The following is a 20130-nucleotide window of genomic DNA, read 5'->3' as shown; positions in this document are numbered from 1 at the left end:
GCGACCCCCGTGTGAGGGACCGCGGGAGGCCGGAGGACGGGAGCGACCCCCGTGTGGGGGAACGCGGGGGCCGGAAAAGGGGAGCGACCCCGTGTGGGGCACGGGGTCGCAGAGGTGCGGGGTTACGGCTTGGTGTAGCCGCCCGTGTAGGCGCCGCTTCCGCTGTACGCGTACACGCGGATGCGGTAGGTGCCCGCCGTGCCGTTGTAGGTCAGCGACTCGTCAGGCCCGCTGCCCGCGCTGCTGGCCACCGTGGTCCAGCCGAGGATGCCCTGCTTCTGCAGGTACAGGTCGAAGTCCACGCCGGAGGGCCCGTCGAGGCACGCCCGGTGCGTCCCGGCGGCGGCCGTGTAGCCGGAGCTGTTCGGGTAGTACACGTTCTGCCCGCTGGTCAGGTTGCCGGAGAACGGCGTCTGGTAGCCGGTGCAGTTCCCGGGGGTGGTCCCGACCGTGATGCTCTTGCTGGTGGAGTTCGTGGCCCCGCCGTTGTCGGTCACGGTGAGGGCCACGGTGTACGTGCCCGCGGCGGCGTAGGTGTGCGACACGGTCGCGCCGCTGCCGGTGGAGCCGTCGCCGAAGGTCCACGCGTAGGAGGCGATGCTCCCGTCCGGGTCACTGGAGCCGGAGCCGTTGAACGAGCACGCCCGCGTGGTGTTGTCGCACGACTGGGTGAAGCTCGCCACCGGCGGCTGGTTGCCACCGGTCGTCGGCGGGTACTGCGTGGCGTCGTGCACGTCGAGCAGCGGCTCCTTGACCCCGTCACTGGCGTCGTCGGTCCAGTTGAGGTTGCCCGTGGCCTTGAGCCTGTCCCGTACGGCCAGCGCCCCCGCCCGGGTGGTGGGCTTGTTCGAGCCGCTGGTCAGCACGGCCGCGGCGCCCGCGACGTGCGGGCTGGCCATGGAGGTGCCGCTGATGGTGTTGTAGCCGCCGTTCATCCACGTGGAGTAGATGCAGGTGCCGGGGGCGGCGACCTCGACCGTGGTGCCGTAGTTGGAGAACCAGGCGAGGGTGTCGTCGGTGTCGGTCGCGCCGTCGGTGCGGCACGGCACGGTGATCGTGCCGGCCAGGCCGCCGGGCTGGCCGTCGAAGTCGGTCACGGCCGAGACGGTGACGACGTCGGGGTGGTTGGCGGGGAAGAAGCCGGAGGCGTCGGCCGAGCTGTTGCCGGCGGCCACGACGACGACGATGCCCGCGTTGGTGGCGTTCGTGATCGCGTTGCTGATCGCGGAGCTGCTGCAGCCCTGGCAGCCGAGGCTCAGGTTGATGACCTCGATCGTGCTCGCCCTGGCCACGACCCAGTCGAGACCGGCGGCGATACCGGCCAGCGTGCCGGAGCCCGCCGAGTTGAGCACCTTGACGGCGTGGATGCGGGCGCCGGGGGCGACGCCGACCGCGCCGACGGAGTTGTCGATGGCGCCGATCGTGCCGGCCACGTGGCTGCCGTGCCCGTTGTCGTCGTCGCCGGTGCCCGAGCAGACGCCGCTGGTGCAGTTGGTGCTGGCCACCACGTTCAGATCGGGGTGGTCGAGGTCGACGCCGGTGTCCACGACCGCCGCGTCCACGTCCACGCGAACGTCGTCGGTGCCGTCGATGTCGAGGTTGATGTTCTGGTCGGCGAAGATGCGCTTGATGCCGCTCGGCACCGTCTGCGCGAAGGCGTGCACCTCGTGGTCGGGCTCGACGGTGAGCACACCGGACTCGCCCTTCAGCTTGGCGGCCTCCTCGGGGGTGAAGAGGGCCGAGTAGCCGTTGAAGGCGTACCGGTAGGTTCCCACCAGCACGCCCTTGTGCGCCGTGACCTGCTGCTGCGCCTCGTTCGCCACCTGTGCCCGCGACACGCCAGAGAGCTGGACGATGTAGCGCTGCTGGTCGGCGGCGGCCGGGGAGTCGGCCTCGGCGGCGGTGGCCCAGCCGGACAGTGCCAGGCAGACGCCGGAGGCCAGGGCTAACAGGGTTGAGATTCGACGCATGGAAACGCCTTTCTCCGGGGGTGACATGAGCTGTGCTCATGCGGCTTGTGAGCGGAACATCGCATATGACAGCGAGTCAGGCAATACTGAAATATCTGTCACAGATCACATCGGTCTGGGTCGTTCCGACGAAGAACCGGGGGCGTCATAGTGGCGGTGGACGAACCGGGCGGTCCCCGCCGGCTCTAGGGTCGGGCGGAGTCGACCAGGGGGGACACCGGTGCCGGAGCTGGAGGAGATCGATGCGTGGCTGCGTCACCGGCTGGCGGGACTGCTCGCCGAGAACCAGGTGCCCGGGGCCGCCGTGGCGGTCCACGCGGGCGGCCGGACGGTCGAGGTCGCGGCCGGGACGCTGAGCACGGCGACGGGCGTCGAGGCGACCCCCGGCTCCCTGTTCCAGATCGGCTCGATCACCAAGGTGCTGACCGCGACGCTGGCCATGCAACTGGCCGACGAGGGCCTGCTCGACCTGGACGCGCCCGTGCGCGACCGCCTCCCGGCGTTCCGGATCGGCGACGAGCGGGCCGCCCGGCGGATCACCCCGCGCCAGCTGATGTGCCACGTCGCGGGCTTCGAGGGGGACGTCTTCACCGACACCGGCAAGGGCGACGACTGCGTCGAACGGTTCCTGGACGTCCTGCACGACGTGCCGCAGCTGTTCGAGCCCGGCGAGATGTTCTCCTACAACAACGCCGGCTACTGCGTGCTGGGCCGGATCGTCGAGGTCGTGCGGGGCAAGCCGTTCGACGCGTGCCTGCGCGACCACCTGCTCACGCCGCTCGGCATGGCCCACGCCGCCTGCGACCCGTACGAGGCGATCGTGCACCGCACGGCGGTCGGCCACGTCCAGCGCACGCCGGACGGCCCCTACCGGCCGACCCCGGTGTGGGCGCTGGCCCGCTCGAACGCGCCCGCCGGGTCGATGCTGGCGATGCCGCCGCGTGACCTGCTGGCCTTCGCCCGCATGCACCTCGCCGGCGGCACCGGCCCGGACGGCGCCCGCGTGCTGAGCGCGGCGAGCGTCGCGGAGATGCGGCGGCCGCAGGTCAGGCTGCCCGACTTCGCCCAGGGCACGGCCTGGGGCCTGGGCTGGGAGCTCTTCGACCGGCCCGGCGGCGCGGTCTTCGGCCACGACGGCAGCACCGTCGGCCAGGCGGCGTGCCTGCGTGTGGCGCCGGGGCGCGACGTGGCCGTGGTCGTCGTCGCCAACGGCGGCCGGACGCGGCCCGTGTTCGCCGAGATCACCGGCCGCGTCCTGGGCGAGCTGGGCGGGGTCGAGGCGCCCGCGCCCCCGGCGCCCGGCCCGGCGCCCGTCCCGCCCGCGAACGCCGCCCGGTACGTGGGCACGTACACGTCGAGCACCTGCGAGACGGAGGTGACCCTGGACGGCGCCGGGCGGCTGTGGCTGCGCCGGACGCCCGTGGGCATCACCGCCGACCTGGACGAGGTGCCGTACCGCACCGAGCTGGCCGCCTGGCGCGACGACGTGCTGATCCCCCTCGAACCCGAGCGCGGCGCGCACGCCCCGATCGCCTTCCTCGGCGACGACGGGACCGGCCGCGCCCTCTACCTGCACGACGGCCGCGCCGACCGCCGCACGTCCGGCTGAACCACCGCACCGAGGACGGCCCGCCCGCGCACAGCGCCGGCGGGCCGTCCTCATGCCCGCCCCCCCGTCTCCGCACCGCGCTGATCAGTTGGTACGCCCGGACGAACCCCGGCCCCAACGTTCGATGTCCGCGACGAACACCGCCGGGGACGCGGGTCCCACTATCGTCGGATGGATTTGGAGAGCGATCGCGTGCTGGCGATCCAGGATCTGTCGGTCGAGATCCGGCGCGGCGACAGGGTCGTCCGCCCGGTCTCGGACGTCAGTCTGGTGCTGAACCGCGGCGAGACCCTGGGGATCGTCGGCGAGACCGGGTCCGGCAAGTCCATGACCGGTCTCGCGATCATGGGCATGCTGCCGGCCGGCGGCCGGGTGACCGGCGGCTCGATCGACTTCGGCGGCGAGGAGCTGGTCGGCCTGCCCGCCGCGCGCTACCGGGCCCTGCGCGGCAACGAGATCGCGATGGTGTTCCAGGACTCGCTGACGGCCCTGAACCCGACCCGGCGCATCGGCGAGCAGGTCGCCGAGCCGGTCCGGCTGCACCACGGCGCCTCCAGGCGGGCCGCCCGCGAACGCGCCGCCGAGGTGCTCGCCCTGGTCGGCCTGCCCCGCCCGGCCGAGCGCATGGACGACTACCCGCACCAGCTCTCCGGCGGCATGCGGCAGCGCGTGATGATCGCGATGGCGCTGGCCTGCGAGCCGCGGGTCGTCATCGCCGACGAGCCCACCACGGCGCTCGACGTCACCATCCAGGCCGAGATCCTCGACCTCCTGGACGGCCTGCGCTCCCGGCTCGGCATGTCGATGATCCTCATCACCCACGACATGGGGGTCATCGCCCGGCACGCCGACCGCGTCGGCGTCATGTACGCCGGCCGTCTGGCCGAGACGGCCCCCACCCCCGTGCTCTTCGCCCGGACCCGGCACCGCTACACGCACGCGCTGCTGGCCTCGATCCCCTCGCTCACCCACGACCGGGACGAGCGGCTGTTCAGCATCCCCGGCGCGCCGCCCGACCTGACCGCGGCCGGGCCCGGCTGCCCGTTCGCGCCGCGCTGCGACGCCGCCACCGACCGGTGCCGCGAGGAGCGTCCGGCCGCCACGGCCGAGGACGGCGGGCACGTCCACGCCTGTCATCACCCGGCCACCGGACCGGCCGACCGGGTCCAGAGCCGCTTCCGCACCCGCCCGGTGGAGCCCGCGGCGTCTGCGGAGCGCGCGCCGCGGCTGCGCGTCGTCGACCTCAGGCGCGAGTACCCGGTCGGCGGCAGGGGCCTGTTCGGCGCGCGCCGCACCCTCAAGGCGGTTTCCGGCGTGAGCTTCGAGGTCGCGGAGGGGGAGACGTTCGGGCTGGTCGGCGAGTCGGGGTGCGGGAAGTCTACCCTGGGCAGGATGCTGGTCGCCCTCGACCGGCCCACCTCCGGCGAGGTGATCTTCGACGGCGAGCCGGTCAGCCGGATGGGCGCGCGGTCGCTCGGCCCGCGCCGGAGCCGGCTGCAGATGATGTTCCAGGACTCCGGCGCCGCCCTCGACCCCCGCATGCGCATCGGCACGATCCTGCGCGAGCCCCTGGCGATCCAGGGCGCGGGCGACCGCGCCCACCGCACGGCCCGCGCCCGCGAGCTGCTGCGGGACGTCGGCCTGCCCGCGGGCGTCATGGAGCGCTACCCCCACGAGCTGTCCGGCGGGCAGCGGCAGCGGGTGAACCTGGCCCGCGCACTGGCCCTGGACCCGGCGGTGCTGGTCGCCGACGAGCCGGTCAGCGCCCTGGACGTGTCCATCCGCTCCCAGGTGCTCAACCTCATGCGCGCCGTCCAGCTCGAACGCGGCCTCAGCAGCGTGGTGATCTCCCACGACCTCGCCGTCGTGCGGTACCTGGCCGACCGCGTCGGCGTCATGTACCTGGGCAAGCTCGTCGAGACCGGCACCACCGAAGAGGTGTACGGCGCCCCCGCCCACCCCTACACCGCCGGCCTGCTGGCCGCCGTCCCCGACGCGGACCCGCAGGCCCGGCAGCCGCGCGGCGAACGCGTACGCGGCGAGCTGCCGAGCCCGATCGCCCCGCCCAGCGGCTGCCGCTTCCGCACCCGCTGCGCCCTGGCCGACGACCTGTGCGCCCAGGCCGAGCCCCTTCCGCGGCCGGTCACCGGCAGCCACCAGGTCGCCTGCCACCACCCGCTCCAGCCGCTCGAACCCGCGGCCACCCCGCTGAAGGGAGCCTCCCGGTCATGACCTGGTACGTCGTCCGGCGCCTGGCGATCTCGGTCGTCGTCCTGCTCGGCATCTCCGCGGTGGTGTTCCTGCTGCTGCACCTCGTCTCGGACAGCCCCGGGCGGGTGGTCCTGGGGCAGCGCGCCTCGCCCGAGGCGGTCGCCGACTTCAACCGGCAGCACGGGTACGACCGCCCGGTCCTCGCCCAGTACGTCGGCTACCTGGGCCAGCTCGCCCGGGGAGACCTGGGCAGGTCGTACAAGCTGAACGAGAACGTGGCCACCCTGCTCGGGCAGAACGCCGGCCGCAGCGCGATGCTCTCGGCGGCCGGCCTGGCGGTGGCGCTGGTGATCGCCGTGCCGCTCGGCGTGCTGCAGGCGGTCCGGCGCAACAGCGTCGCCGACCGGCTGCTCACGGCGGTCTCGTACGTGCTCTACGCGACGCCGTCGTTCCTGCTCGGGCTGATCCTCATCGCCGTCTTCAGCCAGGCGCTGCCGATCTTCCCGGCGGAGGCGTCCCAGTCGCACTCGCCCTGGGTCGTCCTCACCGATCCGCGGGCGATGGCGCTGCCGGTCATCACGCTGGCCGCGGCGAGCGTCGCGGTCTTCGCGCAGTACCAGCGCTCCTCGGCCCTGGACCAGCTCGGCCAGGACTACATCCGGGTGGCGCGGGCCAAGGGCCTGCCCGAGCGGCTGATCCTGCTGCGCCACCTGCTGCGCAACGCCTGCCTGCCGCTGGTCACCCTGGTCGGCACGCTCATCCCGACCCTGCTGGCGGGCAACCTGATCGTCGAGTCGCTGTTCAACTATCCCGGCCTCGGCCTGCTGTTCCTCAACAGCCTGCAACGCGAGGACTATCCGGTGCTGCTCGCCTACACCCTCGTCGGGGGCGTCCTGACCGTGGCCGGCAACTTCGTCGCCGACCTCGTGGTCGCCGCCGCCGACCGCCGAATCGAGCTGACGAAATGACCACACAGAACGTGGAGGCCGGGCCCGAGGCCGAGGCCGAGGCCGTCCCAGCGCGGAGCCGGCGCTCGGTGCTGCGCGGGCTGCGACGCAGCCCGCTCGGCCTGACCGGCGGCCTGCTCCTGCTGCTGATCGCCGGGTTCTGCTTCCTCGGACCGCTGCTCTACCGCACCAACCAGATCGACGTGGACCTGGTCAACGCGGCCCTGCCGCCCGGCCCGGGCCATCCGCTCGGCACGGACGCCAACGGCTTCGACGTGCTCGGCCGGCTGATGGCCGGCGGCCGCCTGTCGCTGCAGATCGGCCTGCTCGCCGCCCTGTTCGCCACCGCGATCGGCACCCTGTACGGCGCGGTCGCCGGCCTGGCCGGCGGCGTCGTGGACGGGTTCCTCATGCGCCTGGTCGACGTCATGCTCTCGGTGCCGTTCCTGTTCTTCGTCCTGATCCTGTCGGCCCGCTTCCACGCCGACGCGCTGTCGCTGAGCCTGGTCATCGGCGGGTTCTCCTGGCTGGTCTCCGCCCGGCTGGTCCGCGGCGAGGTGCTGACGCTGCGGGTGCGGGAGTTCGTGCTGGCCGCGCGGGTGATGGGCGCCTCCCGCCGGCGGCTCATCCTCACCCACCTGATCCCGAACGCGCTGGGCGTGATCATCGTCAACATCACGTTCCAGGTCGCCGACGCGATCCTGGTCGTGGCGGCGCTGGGCTTCCTCGGGTTCGGGCTGACGTACCCGACCGAGGACTGGGGCAGCCAGCTCGCCGGCGGCGTCGCCTACATCTCGGCCGACTACTGGTGGCTGATCTACCCGGTCGGGGGCTGCATCGTCCTGACGGTGCTGGCGCTCAACCTGCTCGCCGACGCCCTGCGCGACGCCGTCGGACGCCGCGCCGACTGACGTACGCCGACTGATGAACGCCGACTGACATCTCCACCCCCACATGTAGGGAGCCTGCAATGACGCACGTGTCCGGAAAGCAGCGAGCACGCCTGGCGGTGGCGCTGGCCGCCGCGGTGGCGGTGCTCGCCACAGCGTGCACCGGCGGCGGGGGCGCCGCGAAGGACCCCGCCGCGGGGTACGCCAGCCAGCCGGCGCAGTCGGGCAAGCCCAAGGACGGCGGCACGGTCACCGTCGCGCTGACCCCCGGCCTCAGCCCGAACTACATCTACCCCTACCCGCCGGCCGCCGCCAACGGGACCGTCATCGCCCGCGGCCTGATGTGGCGCTCCCTCTACCGGCCCAGCGGCGAGGGCGACCAGGTGGCCGACGCCGAGCTGAGCCTGGCCGAGCCGCCCGCCTACAGCACCGACCGCAAGACCGTGACCATCAAGATGAAGGACTACAAGTGGTCCGACGGCAACCCGGTCACCGCCGGTGACGTCGTCTTCTCCCTGACGCTGCTCAAGGCGGCGCTCGCGGAGAGCCCGGCCAACTGGAGCTTCTACACCCCGGGCCAGTTCCCCGACGGGGTCACCGCCAAGGCCGCCGCGCCCGACACGCTGACCCTCGAACTGGAGACGGCGTACAACCCGTCGTACCTGATGTCGATGCTGACGCTGCTGTACGTGATGCCGTCCAAGGCGTGGGACATCGACCGCGCGGGCGGCCCGCACCTCGACTACACCAAGCCGAAGAACGCCACGGCGATCTACAAGTACCTCACCAAGGAGTCGGAGTCGCAGTCCACGTTCGCCACGAACCCGCTGTGGCAGGTGGTGAACGGCCCGTTCCGGCTCAAGAGCTTCGACCCGACGACCGGCTCGTTCTCGCTGGCGCCCAACGAGTCCTACAGCGGGCCCGGCGACTCGCGGCTCGACCAGGTCGACTTCAAGGCGTTCACCTCGGCCGCCGCGGTGCTCAACCAGTTCAAGGCGGGGAACCTGACCGTCGGCACGCTCGACTCCAGCTTCATCACGCAGATCGGCGCGCTGAAGGCCAAGGGGTTCAACGTCTACGGCGCGCCCGCGCCCGCCCGCTTCGACTCGCTGACCATCAACTTCGGCAACACCGTGAACGGCTTCGACAAGATCATCGCCCAGCCGTACGTCCGGCAGGCCCTCCAGCGCCTGATCGACCAGCCGGGCTACATCGCCGGCCGGGGCATCTACAACGGCGCCGGCTCGCCCAACTACAGCACCGCGGGCAGCGGCTCGCCGTACCCGCCGGCGTTCGGCGACGCGCCGCCGTACCCGCACGACCCGGCGGCGGCGGCCAAGCTGCTCACCGACAACGGCTGGCAGGTGGTCCCGAACGGCTCCACCACCTGCGTGCGGCCCGGCACCGGGCCGGGCGAGTGCGGCGCCGGCATCCCGCGCGGCCAGAAGATCAGCTTCACCCTGGCCTCCGCGAACACCCCCGCCTACGTCGGCGCCCGGGACGTCGCCTTCGCCTCGGCGGCCAAGAAGCTCGGCGTCGAGGTCAAGATCGTCACCAAGTCCCTCACGTACATGTACGCCAACTACGGCAACACCTTCGCGCCCGCGAACAAGAACGAGTGGGCGATGCAGGACTACGGACCACTCTACCTGGCGGCCGGTTACCCCAGCAGCAACACGGTGTTCAACGCCAAGGGCAGCTTCAACCTGGGCGGCTACCGCGACGACGAGGTGGACCGGCTCATCGACGCCTCGACCTTCGGCGCCGACGCCGGGGCCCTGTCGGCCGAGGTGACCAGGATCGCCCAGGAGCTGCCCGTGCTGTTCTTCCCGACCCCGCACACCCTGGTCGTGTGGAAGGACACGCTGTCCGGCCCGCAGTCGTCGTTCCGGGCCCTGCTCAGCTACCTGTACACGCCCGAGCTCTGGTACTTCCACGCATGACGCCCGACGCCTTCGCCCGGCCGCTGCGCCACCTCGACCCGGCCGCCGCCGCCGTCGCGGACGCCCGCACGCTGCGCGAGCTGGTCGGCGACGCCCGCGTGGTGGCCGTCGGCGAGGGGGCGCACAACGTCACCGAGTTCCACCGGCTCAAGGACCGGCTGTTCCGCATCCTCGTCCGCGAGCTGGGGTTCTCGGCGTTCGTGATGGAGTCCGGCTTCGCCGAGGGGCTCGCCGTGGACGCCTGGGTCCACGGCGGGCCCGGCGCGGCGGCGACGGTCGCCCGCGACGGCATCACCTACCGGTTCGGCGAGTGCGAGCCGATGCGGCGGCAGCTGCGCTGGATGCGCCGCCGCAACTCGGCGGGCCCGGCACAGGTCTCCTTCTACGGCATGGACCTGCCCGGCTCGTCCACCTCGCCCGGCCCGGCGGTGCGCGCGTGCCTGGACCGCATGCCGGCCGGGCCGGGCGACGAGGAGCTGCTGATCCTGAGCGACCTGGGCGGCCGCACCGAGGCGGCGGTCCGGTACGCAGCCATGCCCGCGGCCGGCCGGGCCCGCCTGCTCGCGGGGCTGCGCGAGCTGGCCGGGCGCGCGCTCCGGTCGGCGGACCCGGTGCTGCGCCGGTGCGCGGCCTCCCTCCAGGCGTTCGCCGACGAGGCCGAGACGGGAGAGGCCGGGCCGGCGGGCGCGCCCTATCCCCGGGACCGGTTCATGGCCGAGACCGTGGAATGGGTGCTCGAACGGGAGCAGCGGATCGTCGTCAGCGCCCACAACTCCCACGTCCGGCGCTCGCCCTTCCACGGCCGGCCGACGCTGGGCGGCCTGCTCGCCGCGTCCCTGGGAGACGGCCTGGTCGTCGTCGGCACGACCTACGGCTCCGGCCCGGAGGTGCGCTTCACGCAGCGCTCCCCGCGCCCGTTCGACTGCGACGTCTCGCTGGAGGCGCGCACCCTGCCGCCGAACTGCGTCGAGGCGCCGCTCGACCGGCTCGGCCCGCCCGTGACCGTCGTCGACCTGCGCCGCGCGCCGCGCGAGCTGTTCGACGGGATCGACGGCACGCTCGCGAGCGGCGGCCTCGACCCGGTGGACGACTTCCCGGCCGCCTACGACGCCCTGATCCACGTCCGCCGGGTCAGCCGGGTCCCCGGCGCGTTCGAACGGCTCCAGGCCGAGTTCGCCGCCGCCCGTCCTGCCCGTCCTGAATCGCCGGAGTTGTCGTGACCCTTTCCTATCCGCCCGCGCGCACCGTCGAGGTCGTCCAGGACGTCGCGGGCATCCGCGTGCCCGATCCGTACCGGTGGCTGGAGGAGGAGACGCCCGAGGTGCGGCGGTGGCAGCGGCGGCAGGCCGAGCTGGCCGCCGCCGTCGCCTACGACGGGCAGGACCCGGCGGCCGCCCGGGACCTGATCCTGGCCTTCGACACCGGATCCCGTCCGGCCCTGCCCAGGTACGCGGCCGGCCGCTGGTTCCGCCCGGTCACCCCGCCCGGCGGGACGGCGTCCACCGTGGTCGTCGCCGACGAGCCCTACGGCCCCGGCCGGACGGTGACCGACCTGGCGCGGTTCGGCGGCACGCAGGACGCGGTGCTGTCCTGGCTGGCGCCCTCCCCGGACGGCCGCGTCCTGGCCCTCGGCGTGTGCACCGACGGCAGCGAGCACAACACCATCCGGCTCGTCGAGGTGGACACCGGCCGCACGCTCGACGCGCCCGGCCAGGTCCTGCACAGCGCGTGGGCCGGCGGCGTCTCCTGGACGCCCGACAGCGGCGGCTTCTCCTTCCTCGCGCTCACCGGCCCGCCGGAGGAGTTCCGGCAGGCGGTGTTCAGCCACCGCCTCGGGACGCCGGGGGAGACCGTCGTGGAGCCGATCCCGGTCCCGGCGGGCTCGCGGGAGTACACGCTCGTCCAGTTCTCCCCGGACGGCCGCTGGGCCGTGGCCGCGCACCGGGTGGGCAGCCCGATCCCGTGCGCCGTCCGCGACCTGTCCGTGCCCGGGTCCGCGTGGCGGCCCTTCGTCACCAGCTGCGCCGGCACGGTCGCCGGTCACGTCGTCGGCGACCGCTACGTGGCGGTGACCGACGTCGGCGCGCCGCGCGGCCGGGTGGTCGCCATCCCGCTCGACGCCGCCGACCCGGACGACCCGTCGGGATGGACGGAGCTGGTGCCCGAGGGCGAGACCGTGCTGCGCTCGCTCACGCCGGTCGGCGAGCACCTGTACCTCAGCGAGTTCGACCGGACGTTCGCCCGGGTGCGGATCCTCGACCGCGCGGGCGCCGTCGCCGATGAGGTGCCGCTGCCCGGCCGGGGCGCGCTCGCCGCCCCCTTCTTCGCCCTGACCGCCCTGGCCACCGGCGTGCCCGCGGCCGACTTCGTCTTCGCCTTCTCCACGCTGACCAGCTCCTGGGGCGTCTACCGGCACCGGCCCGGCCAGGGCGCGCCGCACACCCTGTCGGCCCCGGCGGTCACGCTCGACGCCGAGGTGGAAGAGGGGCAGGCGGTGGCGGCCGACGGGGTCGCGGTGCCCTACCACGTGGTGCGCCCGGCCGGTCTCGACCCGGCGCGGCCCGCGCCGGTGCTCGTCTCGGCGTACGGGGCGGCCAACGTGCCCCTACTTCCCCAGTACCAGCCGGACCTGGCCGCCTTCGTCGCCGCCGGGGGCGTGCTGGTGCAGGCGTACCTGCGCGGGGGCGGCGAGTTCGGCGGGGACTGGTACCGGGCCGCGCACCGGGAGCGGCGGCACGTCCGCGATTCCGACCTGGTGGCCGTGGCCGAGCACCTGATCGCCGAGGGCGTGACGGCCGCCGACCGGCTGGCGCTGACCGGCGGCTCCGACGGCGGGCTCATGTGCGGGATCGCCGTCACCACCCGGCCCGAGCTGTGGCGGGCCGTCCTGCCGCGGGCGCCGCTGCTGGACCTGATCGGCGGCACCCGCGACCCGTACCTCGACTTCGTCATCCGCAAGGCGTGGGCGGACCCGGACGACCCCGACGAGGTCCGGCGGCTGCTGCGGATGTCGCCGTACGAGCGGGTGCGCCCCGGCGTCTTCCCCGCGGTCTACCTCCAGGCCGGGGCGACGGACCCGCGCTGCCGTCCCTGGCACGCGCGCAAGTTCGCCGCCCGCCTCCAGGCGGCCCAGCAGGGGGACGAGCCCGTCCTGCTGCACGTCTTCGACGACGCCGGGCACGGCGCGGCCACCCCCCACGACGTGGCGGTCGCCCAGGACGCCGAATGGCTGGCCTTCCTCATCGGCACGCTCGGCCTGCGCGGCCCGGTCAGTCGTCCGGCGCGGACCTGATCGACATCAGGCGCAGCTGCAGCATGGCCGACAGGCGCGCGTCCGGGGAGCCGAGGTCGATCCGGCCCACCTCGGCCGCGCGCCGCAGCCGGTAGCGGAACGTGTTGGGATGCACGAACATCGCGGCGGCGGCCACCGAGACGTCGCCGAAGGCGTCGAGCCAGGCGTCCAGCGTCTCGACCAGGCTCGTCTGGTGCTCCTTGTCGTAGGCGACGACCCGGGCGATCGGCCCGCTGGGGACGTCGCCGCGCGGCACGAGGTCGGCCAGCTCCAGCAGCAGCGCGTCCACGTGCACGTCGTCCAGGCGGGCCACCTGCCGCCCGGCGCCGCCCGAGCGCAGCACGCGCAGCGCCCGGTCGGCGCCGGAACGCGAGCGGGCCAGGGCCGAGTTGTCCCCGGCCGGCCGGCCCACCCCGACCAGCGGGCGCAGCCGGGAGCCGACCCGGGCCAGGAACTCGGTGGCCACCAGGACCGCGCGCTCGTCGGCGTCCTGCCGGTTCTGCGGCAGCGGCAGGATGCCGTAGGCGACGTCGCCGACCAGCGCGGCGGCGGCCCGCGGGTGCACGGCCGACAGGTGCATGGCGAAGGCGTCGGCGAGCCGCTTGCGCTCGGCGGCGAGCTGGGCGGGCAGCGGGCTCTCGCCCGCCGGGCCGACGACGGTGAGCGCCAGGACGACCGCGGGCTCGTCCTTCAGCCCCAGGCGGCGGGCGGCCTCCAGGGAGCCGGGCCCGCTCTCCAGCGCGGTGCCCAGCAGCTCGGCCCGCAGCTGCCGTTCCATGTCGGCGTCGGCGCGCTGCCACACCATGTGCATCGCGACCAGCTTGGACGCCTCGTAGAGCGCCTGGCTGCGCTCCTCGCCCAGCGGCTCGGGGACGACGACCCAGATCGTGCCGAGGATCTCGTCGCCGGCGCGCACCGCGATCGCCACCCGGGGCAGCGCGGGCGGCTGCCGGCCCTCGGGGTCGGGCAGGGGCGCCACGAAGACGGGCCGGTCGCTGCGGTAGATCGCCTGGAAGACGCCGCGTTCCTCCAGGATGCGGGTGTACTGCTCGGGGACCTGGCGGCCCAGAATCGTCCGCACGCGGGAGGTGTCGGTGTCCTCCTGGCGGCTGGAGAAGGCCAGCAGCCGCGAGTGGCGGTCCTCGATGGTGACGGGCGCGTCGAGCAGCGCGGCGATGGCGTTGGCCACGGCGAACAGGTCGCCGGACCCGATCCGGCCCGAGGCGTGGGCGTCGGGGCCGAGCCGGCCGCCGTCGGAGGTCAGCTCGCGCAGCATGCCGGCCAGGTGAGTCCAGGACGCGCCGCGGGCGAAGGCCAGCACCGCCACGCCCGCCAGGCCCGCCGCCGCGACCAGCCCTTCGTCGGCGACGACGGGCGCGCGGACGACCAGCGCGGCGGCGCCGTGCCGCCCGAGCCGGGTCACGACCTGCGCGATCTCGGCCGGGTCGTGCAGGCCGACACCGAGGACGAGCGCGTCGGCGGGCAGCTCGGGCTCGTCGAGCGGGTCGTGGATGACGACGCCGCCGATGTCGCGGGCGAGCCCGGCGTCGCCGCAGACGACCTGGAGCAGGGTGGTACCGAGTTCCTCCAGGACGCGGCCCAGGCTGGCACGCGGGAGGCCGGTCACGGGGACGAGCACGCTCCCGACGCTAGCGCCGCCCCGGTGGCACATCGTTCGTCCGGGACGACGAAATGCCACCGGCAGATCTGTCGGAACCGACCAACAGATCAGGACGGCATCGGCACCCACGTCGTCGCGACGGTGACCTCCTCCAGCACCTCCGGGATCGGGGCGACGCCGATCCCCGGGCCGGTCGGCACGGCGAGGTGGCCGTCCTCCAGGCGGAACGGCGGCGTCAGGTCGGTCCGGTAGTAGCGGTCGGAGGCCGAGGTGTCGCCGGGCAGCAGGAACCCGGGCAGCGCGGCGAGCGCCACGTTGGCGGCCCGGCCCACCCCGGTCTCCAGCATGCCGCCGCACCACACCGGGACGTCGTGCGCGGCGCACACGTCGTGGATGCGCCGGGCCTCCAGATGGCCGCCGACCCGGCCCGGCTTGATGTTGACCACCTGGCAGGCCCCGAGCGCGATCGCGTCGGCGGCGGCGCGGGCCGAGACGATCGACTCGTCCAGGCAGATCGGCGTCGTGATCCGCTCGGCCAGCCGGGCGTGCCCGAGCAGGTCGTCCTGCGCGAACGGCTGCTCGATCAGCAGCAGGCCGAACGGGTCCAGCCCGGCCAGGTGCCGGGCGTCGCCGCGCCCGTAGGCGGTGTTGGCGTCCACCTGGAGCGGGACGTCGCCGAACCGCTCGCGCACGGCCCGGACCGGCTCTACGTCCCAGCCGGGCTCGATCTTCAGCTTGATCCGCAGGTAGCCCGCGTCCAGGTACTCGGCGACGGCGTCCAGCAGCGCCGGGATCGACCCGGTGATGCCCACCGACACCCCGCACGGCACGCTGTCGCGCACCGCCCCGAGCGCGTGGGCCAGCGGGACGCCGCGGGCGCGCAGGTCCGCGTCCAGGACGGCCGTCTCCAGCGCGGCCTTGGCCATCCGGTGCCCCTTGAACGCCGCCAGCGCCGGGGCGACCTTGTGCGCGTCCAGGTCCGCCACGCCGGCCAGCGCCGGGACCAGGAACCGGGCCAGCACGTCGGCGGCGGCGTCGGTGTACTCCGAGGAGTACAGGGGCGCCGTGCCCGCGCCGCACTCGCCCCAGCCCTCGGCCTCGCCGGTGACGACCCGCACCAGCACCGCCCGCCGTACCGTCTCGGTGCCGAACGACGTGCGGAACGGCGTCACGAGCGGCATCTCGACCGTGCGGACCTCCACACCGGTGATCTTCACTCCGTCTCCTGTCTGTCCACGATGTACCAGCCTGTCCGGTCGAAGCCGCGTACCCGGCCACCTTGTTCGAGCAGCTCGCCCAGCACGTCCCGCAGCGCCCTGCGCCAGTCGGCGGCGCGGGCCGGGTCGCTCTCGCGCATCGCCTCGACGTCGCCGGGCACGCCGACCAGGACGGTGGCCGCGCGGGCGTACCGGACCAGCGGCCCGCCCGCCGCCGACGCCTCCAGCGCCACGGCCGCGCCCGCCGCCCTGGCCGCCGCCGCGTCCGCCACGGCCGGACGGCCCGCGCAGGCCGCCTCGACGACGGGCGTCTCCAGCCGCCAGCGGACCAGGACGCGGTCGGTGGCGTCGGCGCGGTTGATGTCGTCGTCCATGGGGCCGTAGAAGTCCGGCAGGTACTCGGCCGGGTCGGCGCCCAGCTTGGCCAGGTTGAAGTAGGCGTTGCGGCGTACCAGCGGGTCGTAGGTCCAGCAGATCTCGCCGACGCCGCGCAGCATCGCCCAGGCCCGCTGGTGCAGCTTCATGGCGAACCCGACGTTGCGGCCCTGCATGCCGGCCAGCACGCCGGCGATGTGACTGTGCAGGGCGGCGCGCGCCGGCGGCGAGAAGAAGCCGAAGCAGGCGCCCACCATCCGGTCGCCGTCGAAGGCGCCGCTCACGTAACTGCCCGCCTTCGACAACGCGCGCAACATGTCGGCCGTCACCGGGGGGTTGTTCTCGCCGGTGCGCCAGATGTGCTCGTACAGGCGGCGGACGGCTTCCAGCTCGCCGACGCTGTCCAGGGGGCGGATGTCGATGCCCGCGCCGTCGGCGGCGGCCTGCGCCGCGGCGCACGCGGCCTCGACGGGCCGGGAGTCGCGACGGTCACGGATGAGATCAGTCACGCCGGTCATGGTCGCAGCCGCCTTCGTCCCGTAGCTGGTCGGCGAGCACCGGGCGGCGGCGTCCGTTTCGTCCGCCCGGACAACAGCGTCCGGGGCCCCCTTGTGAGGGGCGGTCACCGCGCTGCGGCCAGCAGGTCGGCGACCAGGGCCGTCAGCAGCCGGGTGCGGCCCGGCAGCTCCGCGACCAGCACGTGCTCGTCGTCGGCGTGCGCGCCGCCGCCGACCGCGCCCAGGCCGTCCAGGGTGGGGGTGCCCGTCCCGGCGGTGAAGTTGCCGTCGGAGGCCCCGCCCACGGCGACCGAGGCCAGCGGGCCGATCCCGAGGGCGTCGGCGAGCCGGCACGCCCGCTCGAACAGGTCCTTCGACGCCGACGCCGGGAGCGGCGGCCGGTTGGGCCCGCCGCCGACCGTGACGCCCGCGCCGGGCAGCACCGGACGCAGCCCGCGCATCGCCGCGTCCACCCGGTCCTGCTCGCGGGCGTCCCTCACCCGTACGTCCACGTCGAAGCGGGCCCGCGCGGGCACCGTGTTGACCGTGGTGCCCGACTCCAGGCGGGTCGGGGTGACGGTCGTGCCCAGCGCGGGATCGGCCAGCGCCGCCACGGCCGCGACCTGATGGGTCACCTCGACCGTCGCGTTCACGCCGCGTTCCGGCTCCAGCCCGGCGTGCGCGGCCCGGCCCCGCACCAGCACCTCGTACCGGGAGACGCCCTTGCGCTCGGTCTTGAGCGCCCCGCCGGGACCGGCCGCCTCCAGGACCAGCGCCGCCGCGCAGCCGCGGGCCTCGTCCTCGACCAGCCGCCGCGAGGTGGGGGACCCGGGCTCCTCGTCGCCGGTGACCAGGACGGTCACGCCGTCCAGGTCGTCCAGCGCCGCCAGCGCGTGGAAGGCCATCACCAGCCCGGCCTTCATGTCGAAGCAGCCGGGCCCGCGCAGCACCCCGTCGCGCACCTCGAACGGGTGCCGCTCCAGCGAGCCGATCGGCCACACCGTGTCGTGGTGGCCGAGCAGCAGCACCTTGGGCTCGCCGCCGAACCGCCACCGCAGGTGGGTGCGCCCGTCGATGACGACGCGCTCGGCCTCGGCCCCCAGGTGGGCGGCGCCCAGCTCGGCCACGGCCGTGGCGCTGCGGGCGACCGCTGCCAGGTCGCCGGACGGCGACTCACAGCGTACGAGCCGCTCGATGTCGGCGATCATCGCGGCCTCACGGGCCCGGTCGGACGGGGTACGGCGTGGTGTCATGGTGGCTGCCTCCGGTCGGACGGACCGCCCATCATCGTCAACCACGACACGGGCGGGCCTGTCGCCGCGGCCAACATCGGCCCGTCCCGTTGGGCCCCGCCGACGACCGTCCGGCTAGGTGAGGTCGGCGAAGCGTTCGACGTCCTCGGTGCGGCCGGAGACGATGATCACGTCGCCGTACCCCAGCTCGGTGTCGGAACCGGCGTAGGTGAACTCCTCCTCCGCGCTCTTGACCGCCACCACGGTGACGCCGTGCTTGCGGCGCAGGTTGGACCGGCCGAGCGGCACTCCGATGTACTCCTTGGGCGGCCGGGTCTTGGCCATCGCGAAGTTCTCGTCCACCTGCATGAAGTCCAGCATCCGGCCGGTCACCATGTGGGCCACCCGCTCGCCCATGTCGTGCTCGGGGAAGACGACGTGATGGGCGCCGATGCGCCCGAGGATCCGGCCGTGCTGGCGGCTGACGGCCTTGGCCCAGATGTCGTCGATCTCCAGCTCGATCAGCAGCGACGTGGTCAGGATGCTGGCCTCCAGATCGCCGCCGATGGCCACCACCGCCCGGTAGAAGTCGGGCACGCCGAGCTGGCGCAGCGTCTCCAGGTCGGTGGAGTCGGCGGTGGCGATGTGCGTGATCTGCCCGGCCAGGCTCTGGGCGACCTTCGGCCGGTTGTCGATGGCCAGGACCTCGGTGCCGCGCCGGGTGAGCTCCAGGGCGAGCGAGGTGCCGAACCGGCCCAGGCCGATGACCACGACGGGGTCTGTCTTCTTGTCAGCCAACGATGACACGTTCCTCGGGTAGTTCGTAGCGACGGGTGCGCTCCTTCAGGGCGAGCGCGGAACCCAGCGTGAGCGGGCCGATGCGCCCGATGAACATCAGCGCCGCCAGCAGCAGGTGCCCGGCGGGCGTGGTGTCGGCGGTGATGCCGGTGGACAGCCCGTTCGTGCCGAACGCCGAGACCACCTCGAACAGCACCTGGTCCAGGCTGTGGGGCGTGAGGGCGAGCAGCAGGTAGGTGGAGACGGCGACCAGCACGACGCCGATCATGGTGATCGAGATGACCTGGCGCTGCGCGGACTCGGCCAGGCGCCGGTGGCCGATGTTCACCCGGGGCTCGCCCCGCAGCTCGGCCCAGATGATGAACGCCAGCAGCCCGAACGTGGTGACCTTGATGCCGCCCGCCGTGCCGGCGCTGCCGCCGCCGATGAACATCAGCAGGTCGGTGGCGAGCAGGCTGCTCGGGTAGAGCTGGCCGATGTCGAGGCTGTTGAACCCGCCCGACCGCGGCATGACCCCGGTGAAGAACGCGGCCAGCAGCTTGCCGGAGTCGTCGAGCCCGCCGAGCGTCCTGGGGTTGCGCCACTCGGTCACCAGGAAGACCAGCGTCCCCACCGCGAGCAGGACGAGCGTCACCCCGACGGTGACCCGGGTGAGCACCGACCACCGGCTGGGCCGGCGCCAGGCGCGGGCCAGCTCGAACACCACCGGGAAGCCCAGCCCGCCCATGATCACCGCGAACGCGATCGGCAGGCAGATCCACGCGTCGGTGACGAAGCGCATCAGGTTGTCCGGCCACAGCGCGAACCCGGCGTTGTTGAACGCCGACACCGCGTGGAACCAGCCCAGGTACATCGCCCGGCCCAGCGGCTCGCCGTAGCCCGTGACGAAGCGCCCGGTGAGCACGGCGCCGACGATCAGCTCGGAGACCAGGCTGAAGATGACCACGTTGCGCACCACGCGCCGGACGTCGGACATGCTCAGCGTCTTGGTCTCGGCCTGGGCGAACATGCGGGCGCGCAACCCCAGCCGGCCCGCGACCAGCACCGTGAACAGCGTCGCCATCGTCATGATGCCCAGCCCGCCCACCTGGGCCAGCATGGCGATCACCACCTCCCCGGCCACCGACCAGTGGGTGGCGGTGTCCACCACGACCAGGCCGGTCACGCAGGCCGCGGACGTCGCGGTGAACAGCGCGGTCAGCCAGCCGGCCGACTCGCCCGTGGCCGTGGCCATGGGCGAGGTCAGCAGGGCCGTGCCGGTCAGGATGAGGGCCGCGAACCCGGTCGCGATGACCTGCGCCGGATGGTGGAACCGGGACAGGAAGGCGCCCGTCAGCCGCAGGCTTCTCATGGCGCGCCCCCGCCGTGCGCGGCCGTACGGGGGACATGGTGTGAGGCGAGCACCATCAGACGGTAGACCACCCGGCCACCGCTCCGGCACACGCGTCCGCAGACGGGGGCCGGAGCGTGCTCCGAAGGTAACGCGGCTAAAAATGCGACAAAGACGATTCGGCGTCGGGAAAGCCGT

14 protein-coding genes are annotated in these 20130 nt (G+C 73.8%); 7 read left to right on the top strand and 7 right to left on the bottom strand.

Annotated elements, in window-relative coordinates; translation table 11 throughout:
- Positions 1 to 122: 122 nt before the first annotated feature.
- Positions 123 to 1970, bottom strand: a complete 1848-nt coding sequence (locus AB0J46_RS21340; protein WP_364334363.1) for a S8 family serine peptidase — start codon at positions 1968 to 1970, stop codon at positions 123 to 125.
- 220 nt (positions 1971 to 2190) lie between these two features.
- Between AB0J46_RS21340 and AB0J46_RS21335 the strand changes: the two genes are divergently transcribed.
- The 7 genes from AB0J46_RS21335 to AB0J46_RS21305 all read left to right on the top strand — a co-directional run bounded on the left by AB0J46_RS21335 (position 2191) and on the right by AB0J46_RS21305 (position 12862).
- Positions 2191 to 3579 (top strand): serine hydrolase domain-containing protein, encoded by a 1389-nt coding sequence (locus AB0J46_RS21335; protein ID WP_364334360.1) that lies wholly within the window; start codon positions 2191 to 2193, stop codon positions 3577 to 3579.
- A gap of 171 nt (positions 3580 to 3750) precedes the next feature.
- Positions 3751 to 5811 (top strand): ABC transporter ATP-binding protein, encoded by a 2061-nt coding sequence (locus AB0J46_RS21330; protein WP_364334357.1) that lies wholly within the window; start codon positions 3751 to 3753, stop codon positions 5809 to 5811.
- Positions 5808 to 6758, top strand: coding sequence for an ABC transporter permease (locus tag AB0J46_RS21325; protein ID WP_358293491.1), 951 nt, complete (start codon positions 5808 to 5810; stop codon positions 6756 to 6758). The genes AB0J46_RS21330 and AB0J46_RS21325 overlap by 4 nt, the downstream gene beginning before the upstream one ends.
- Positions 6755 to 7648, top strand: coding sequence for an ABC transporter permease (locus AB0J46_RS21320; protein ID WP_364334354.1), 894 nt, complete (start codon positions 6755 to 6757; stop codon positions 7646 to 7648). The genes AB0J46_RS21325 and AB0J46_RS21320 overlap by 4 nt, the downstream gene beginning before the upstream one ends.
- A gap of 59 nt (positions 7649 to 7707) precedes the next feature.
- A complete protein-coding gene (locus AB0J46_RS21315; RefSeq protein WP_364334351.1) occupies positions 7708 to 9570 on the top strand; it encodes an ABC transporter substrate-binding protein in 1863 nt (620 codons plus the stop codon).
- Positions 9567 to 10790 carry an erythromycin esterase family protein gene (locus AB0J46_RS21310; RefSeq protein WP_364334348.1) on the top strand — a complete coding sequence of 408 codons (1224 nt, stop codon included), beginning with the start codon at positions 9567 to 9569 and terminating at the stop codon, positions 10788 to 10790. Before AB0J46_RS21315 ends, AB0J46_RS21310 begins: the two co-directional genes overlap by 4 nt.
- Entirely contained in the window at positions 10787 to 12862 is a 2076-nt protein-coding gene (locus AB0J46_RS21305; RefSeq protein WP_364334345.1) for a prolyl oligopeptidase family serine peptidase, read from the top strand. The genes AB0J46_RS21310 and AB0J46_RS21305 overlap by 4 nt, the downstream gene beginning before the upstream one ends.
- On the opposite strand, the gene AB0J46_RS21300 is transcribed toward AB0J46_RS21305, so the two are convergent.
- The 6 genes from AB0J46_RS21300 to AB0J46_RS21275 form a co-directional block, all read right to left on the bottom strand.
- Entirely contained in the window at positions 12840 to 14501 is a 1662-nt protein-coding gene (locus AB0J46_RS21300; RefSeq protein WP_364334342.1) for a helix-turn-helix domain-containing protein, read from the bottom strand. The two genes, AB0J46_RS21305 and AB0J46_RS21300, sit on opposite strands and share 23 nt — an antisense overlap.
- Positions 14502 to 14590: 89 nt before the next feature.
- The gene (gene menC / locus AB0J46_RS21295; protein WP_364334339.1) at positions 14591 to 15700 is read right to left on the bottom strand and encodes an o-succinylbenzoate synthase; all 1110 of its coding nucleotides are present in this window, start codon (positions 15698 to 15700) and stop codon (positions 14591 to 14593) included.
- A complete protein-coding gene (locus tag AB0J46_RS21290; RefSeq protein WP_358293482.1) occupies positions 15697 to 16584 on the bottom strand; it encodes a GNAT family N-acetyltransferase in 888 nt (295 codons plus the stop codon). The genes menC and AB0J46_RS21290 overlap by 4 nt, the downstream gene beginning before the upstream one ends.
- Positions 16585 to 16697: 113 nt before the next feature.
- Positions 16698 to 17825, bottom strand: coding sequence for a M20 family metallopeptidase (locus tag AB0J46_RS21285; RefSeq protein ID WP_364334336.1), 1128 nt, complete (start codon positions 17823 to 17825; stop codon positions 16698 to 16700).
- A gap of 114 nt (positions 17826 to 17939) precedes the next feature.
- Positions 17940 to 18602 (bottom strand): TrkA family potassium uptake protein, encoded by a 663-nt coding sequence (locus AB0J46_RS21280; protein ID WP_352326306.1) that lies wholly within the window; start codon positions 18600 to 18602, stop codon positions 17940 to 17942.
- Positions 18595 to 19953, bottom strand: coding sequence for a potassium transporter TrkG (locus AB0J46_RS21275; RefSeq protein ID WP_364334332.1), 1359 nt, complete (start codon positions 19951 to 19953; stop codon positions 18595 to 18597). Before AB0J46_RS21275 ends, AB0J46_RS21280 begins: the two co-directional genes overlap by 8 nt.
- Between the last annotated feature and the right edge of the window lie 177 nt (positions 19954 to 20130).

Source organism: Nonomuraea sp. NPDC049758 (genome assembly GCF_040674635.1).
GTDB lineage: Bacteria > Actinomycetota > Actinomycetes > Streptosporangiales > Streptosporangiaceae > Nonomuraea.
Note: the sequence above shows the minus strand (reverse complement) of the source record. Positions and strands in the feature narration are given on the sequence as shown.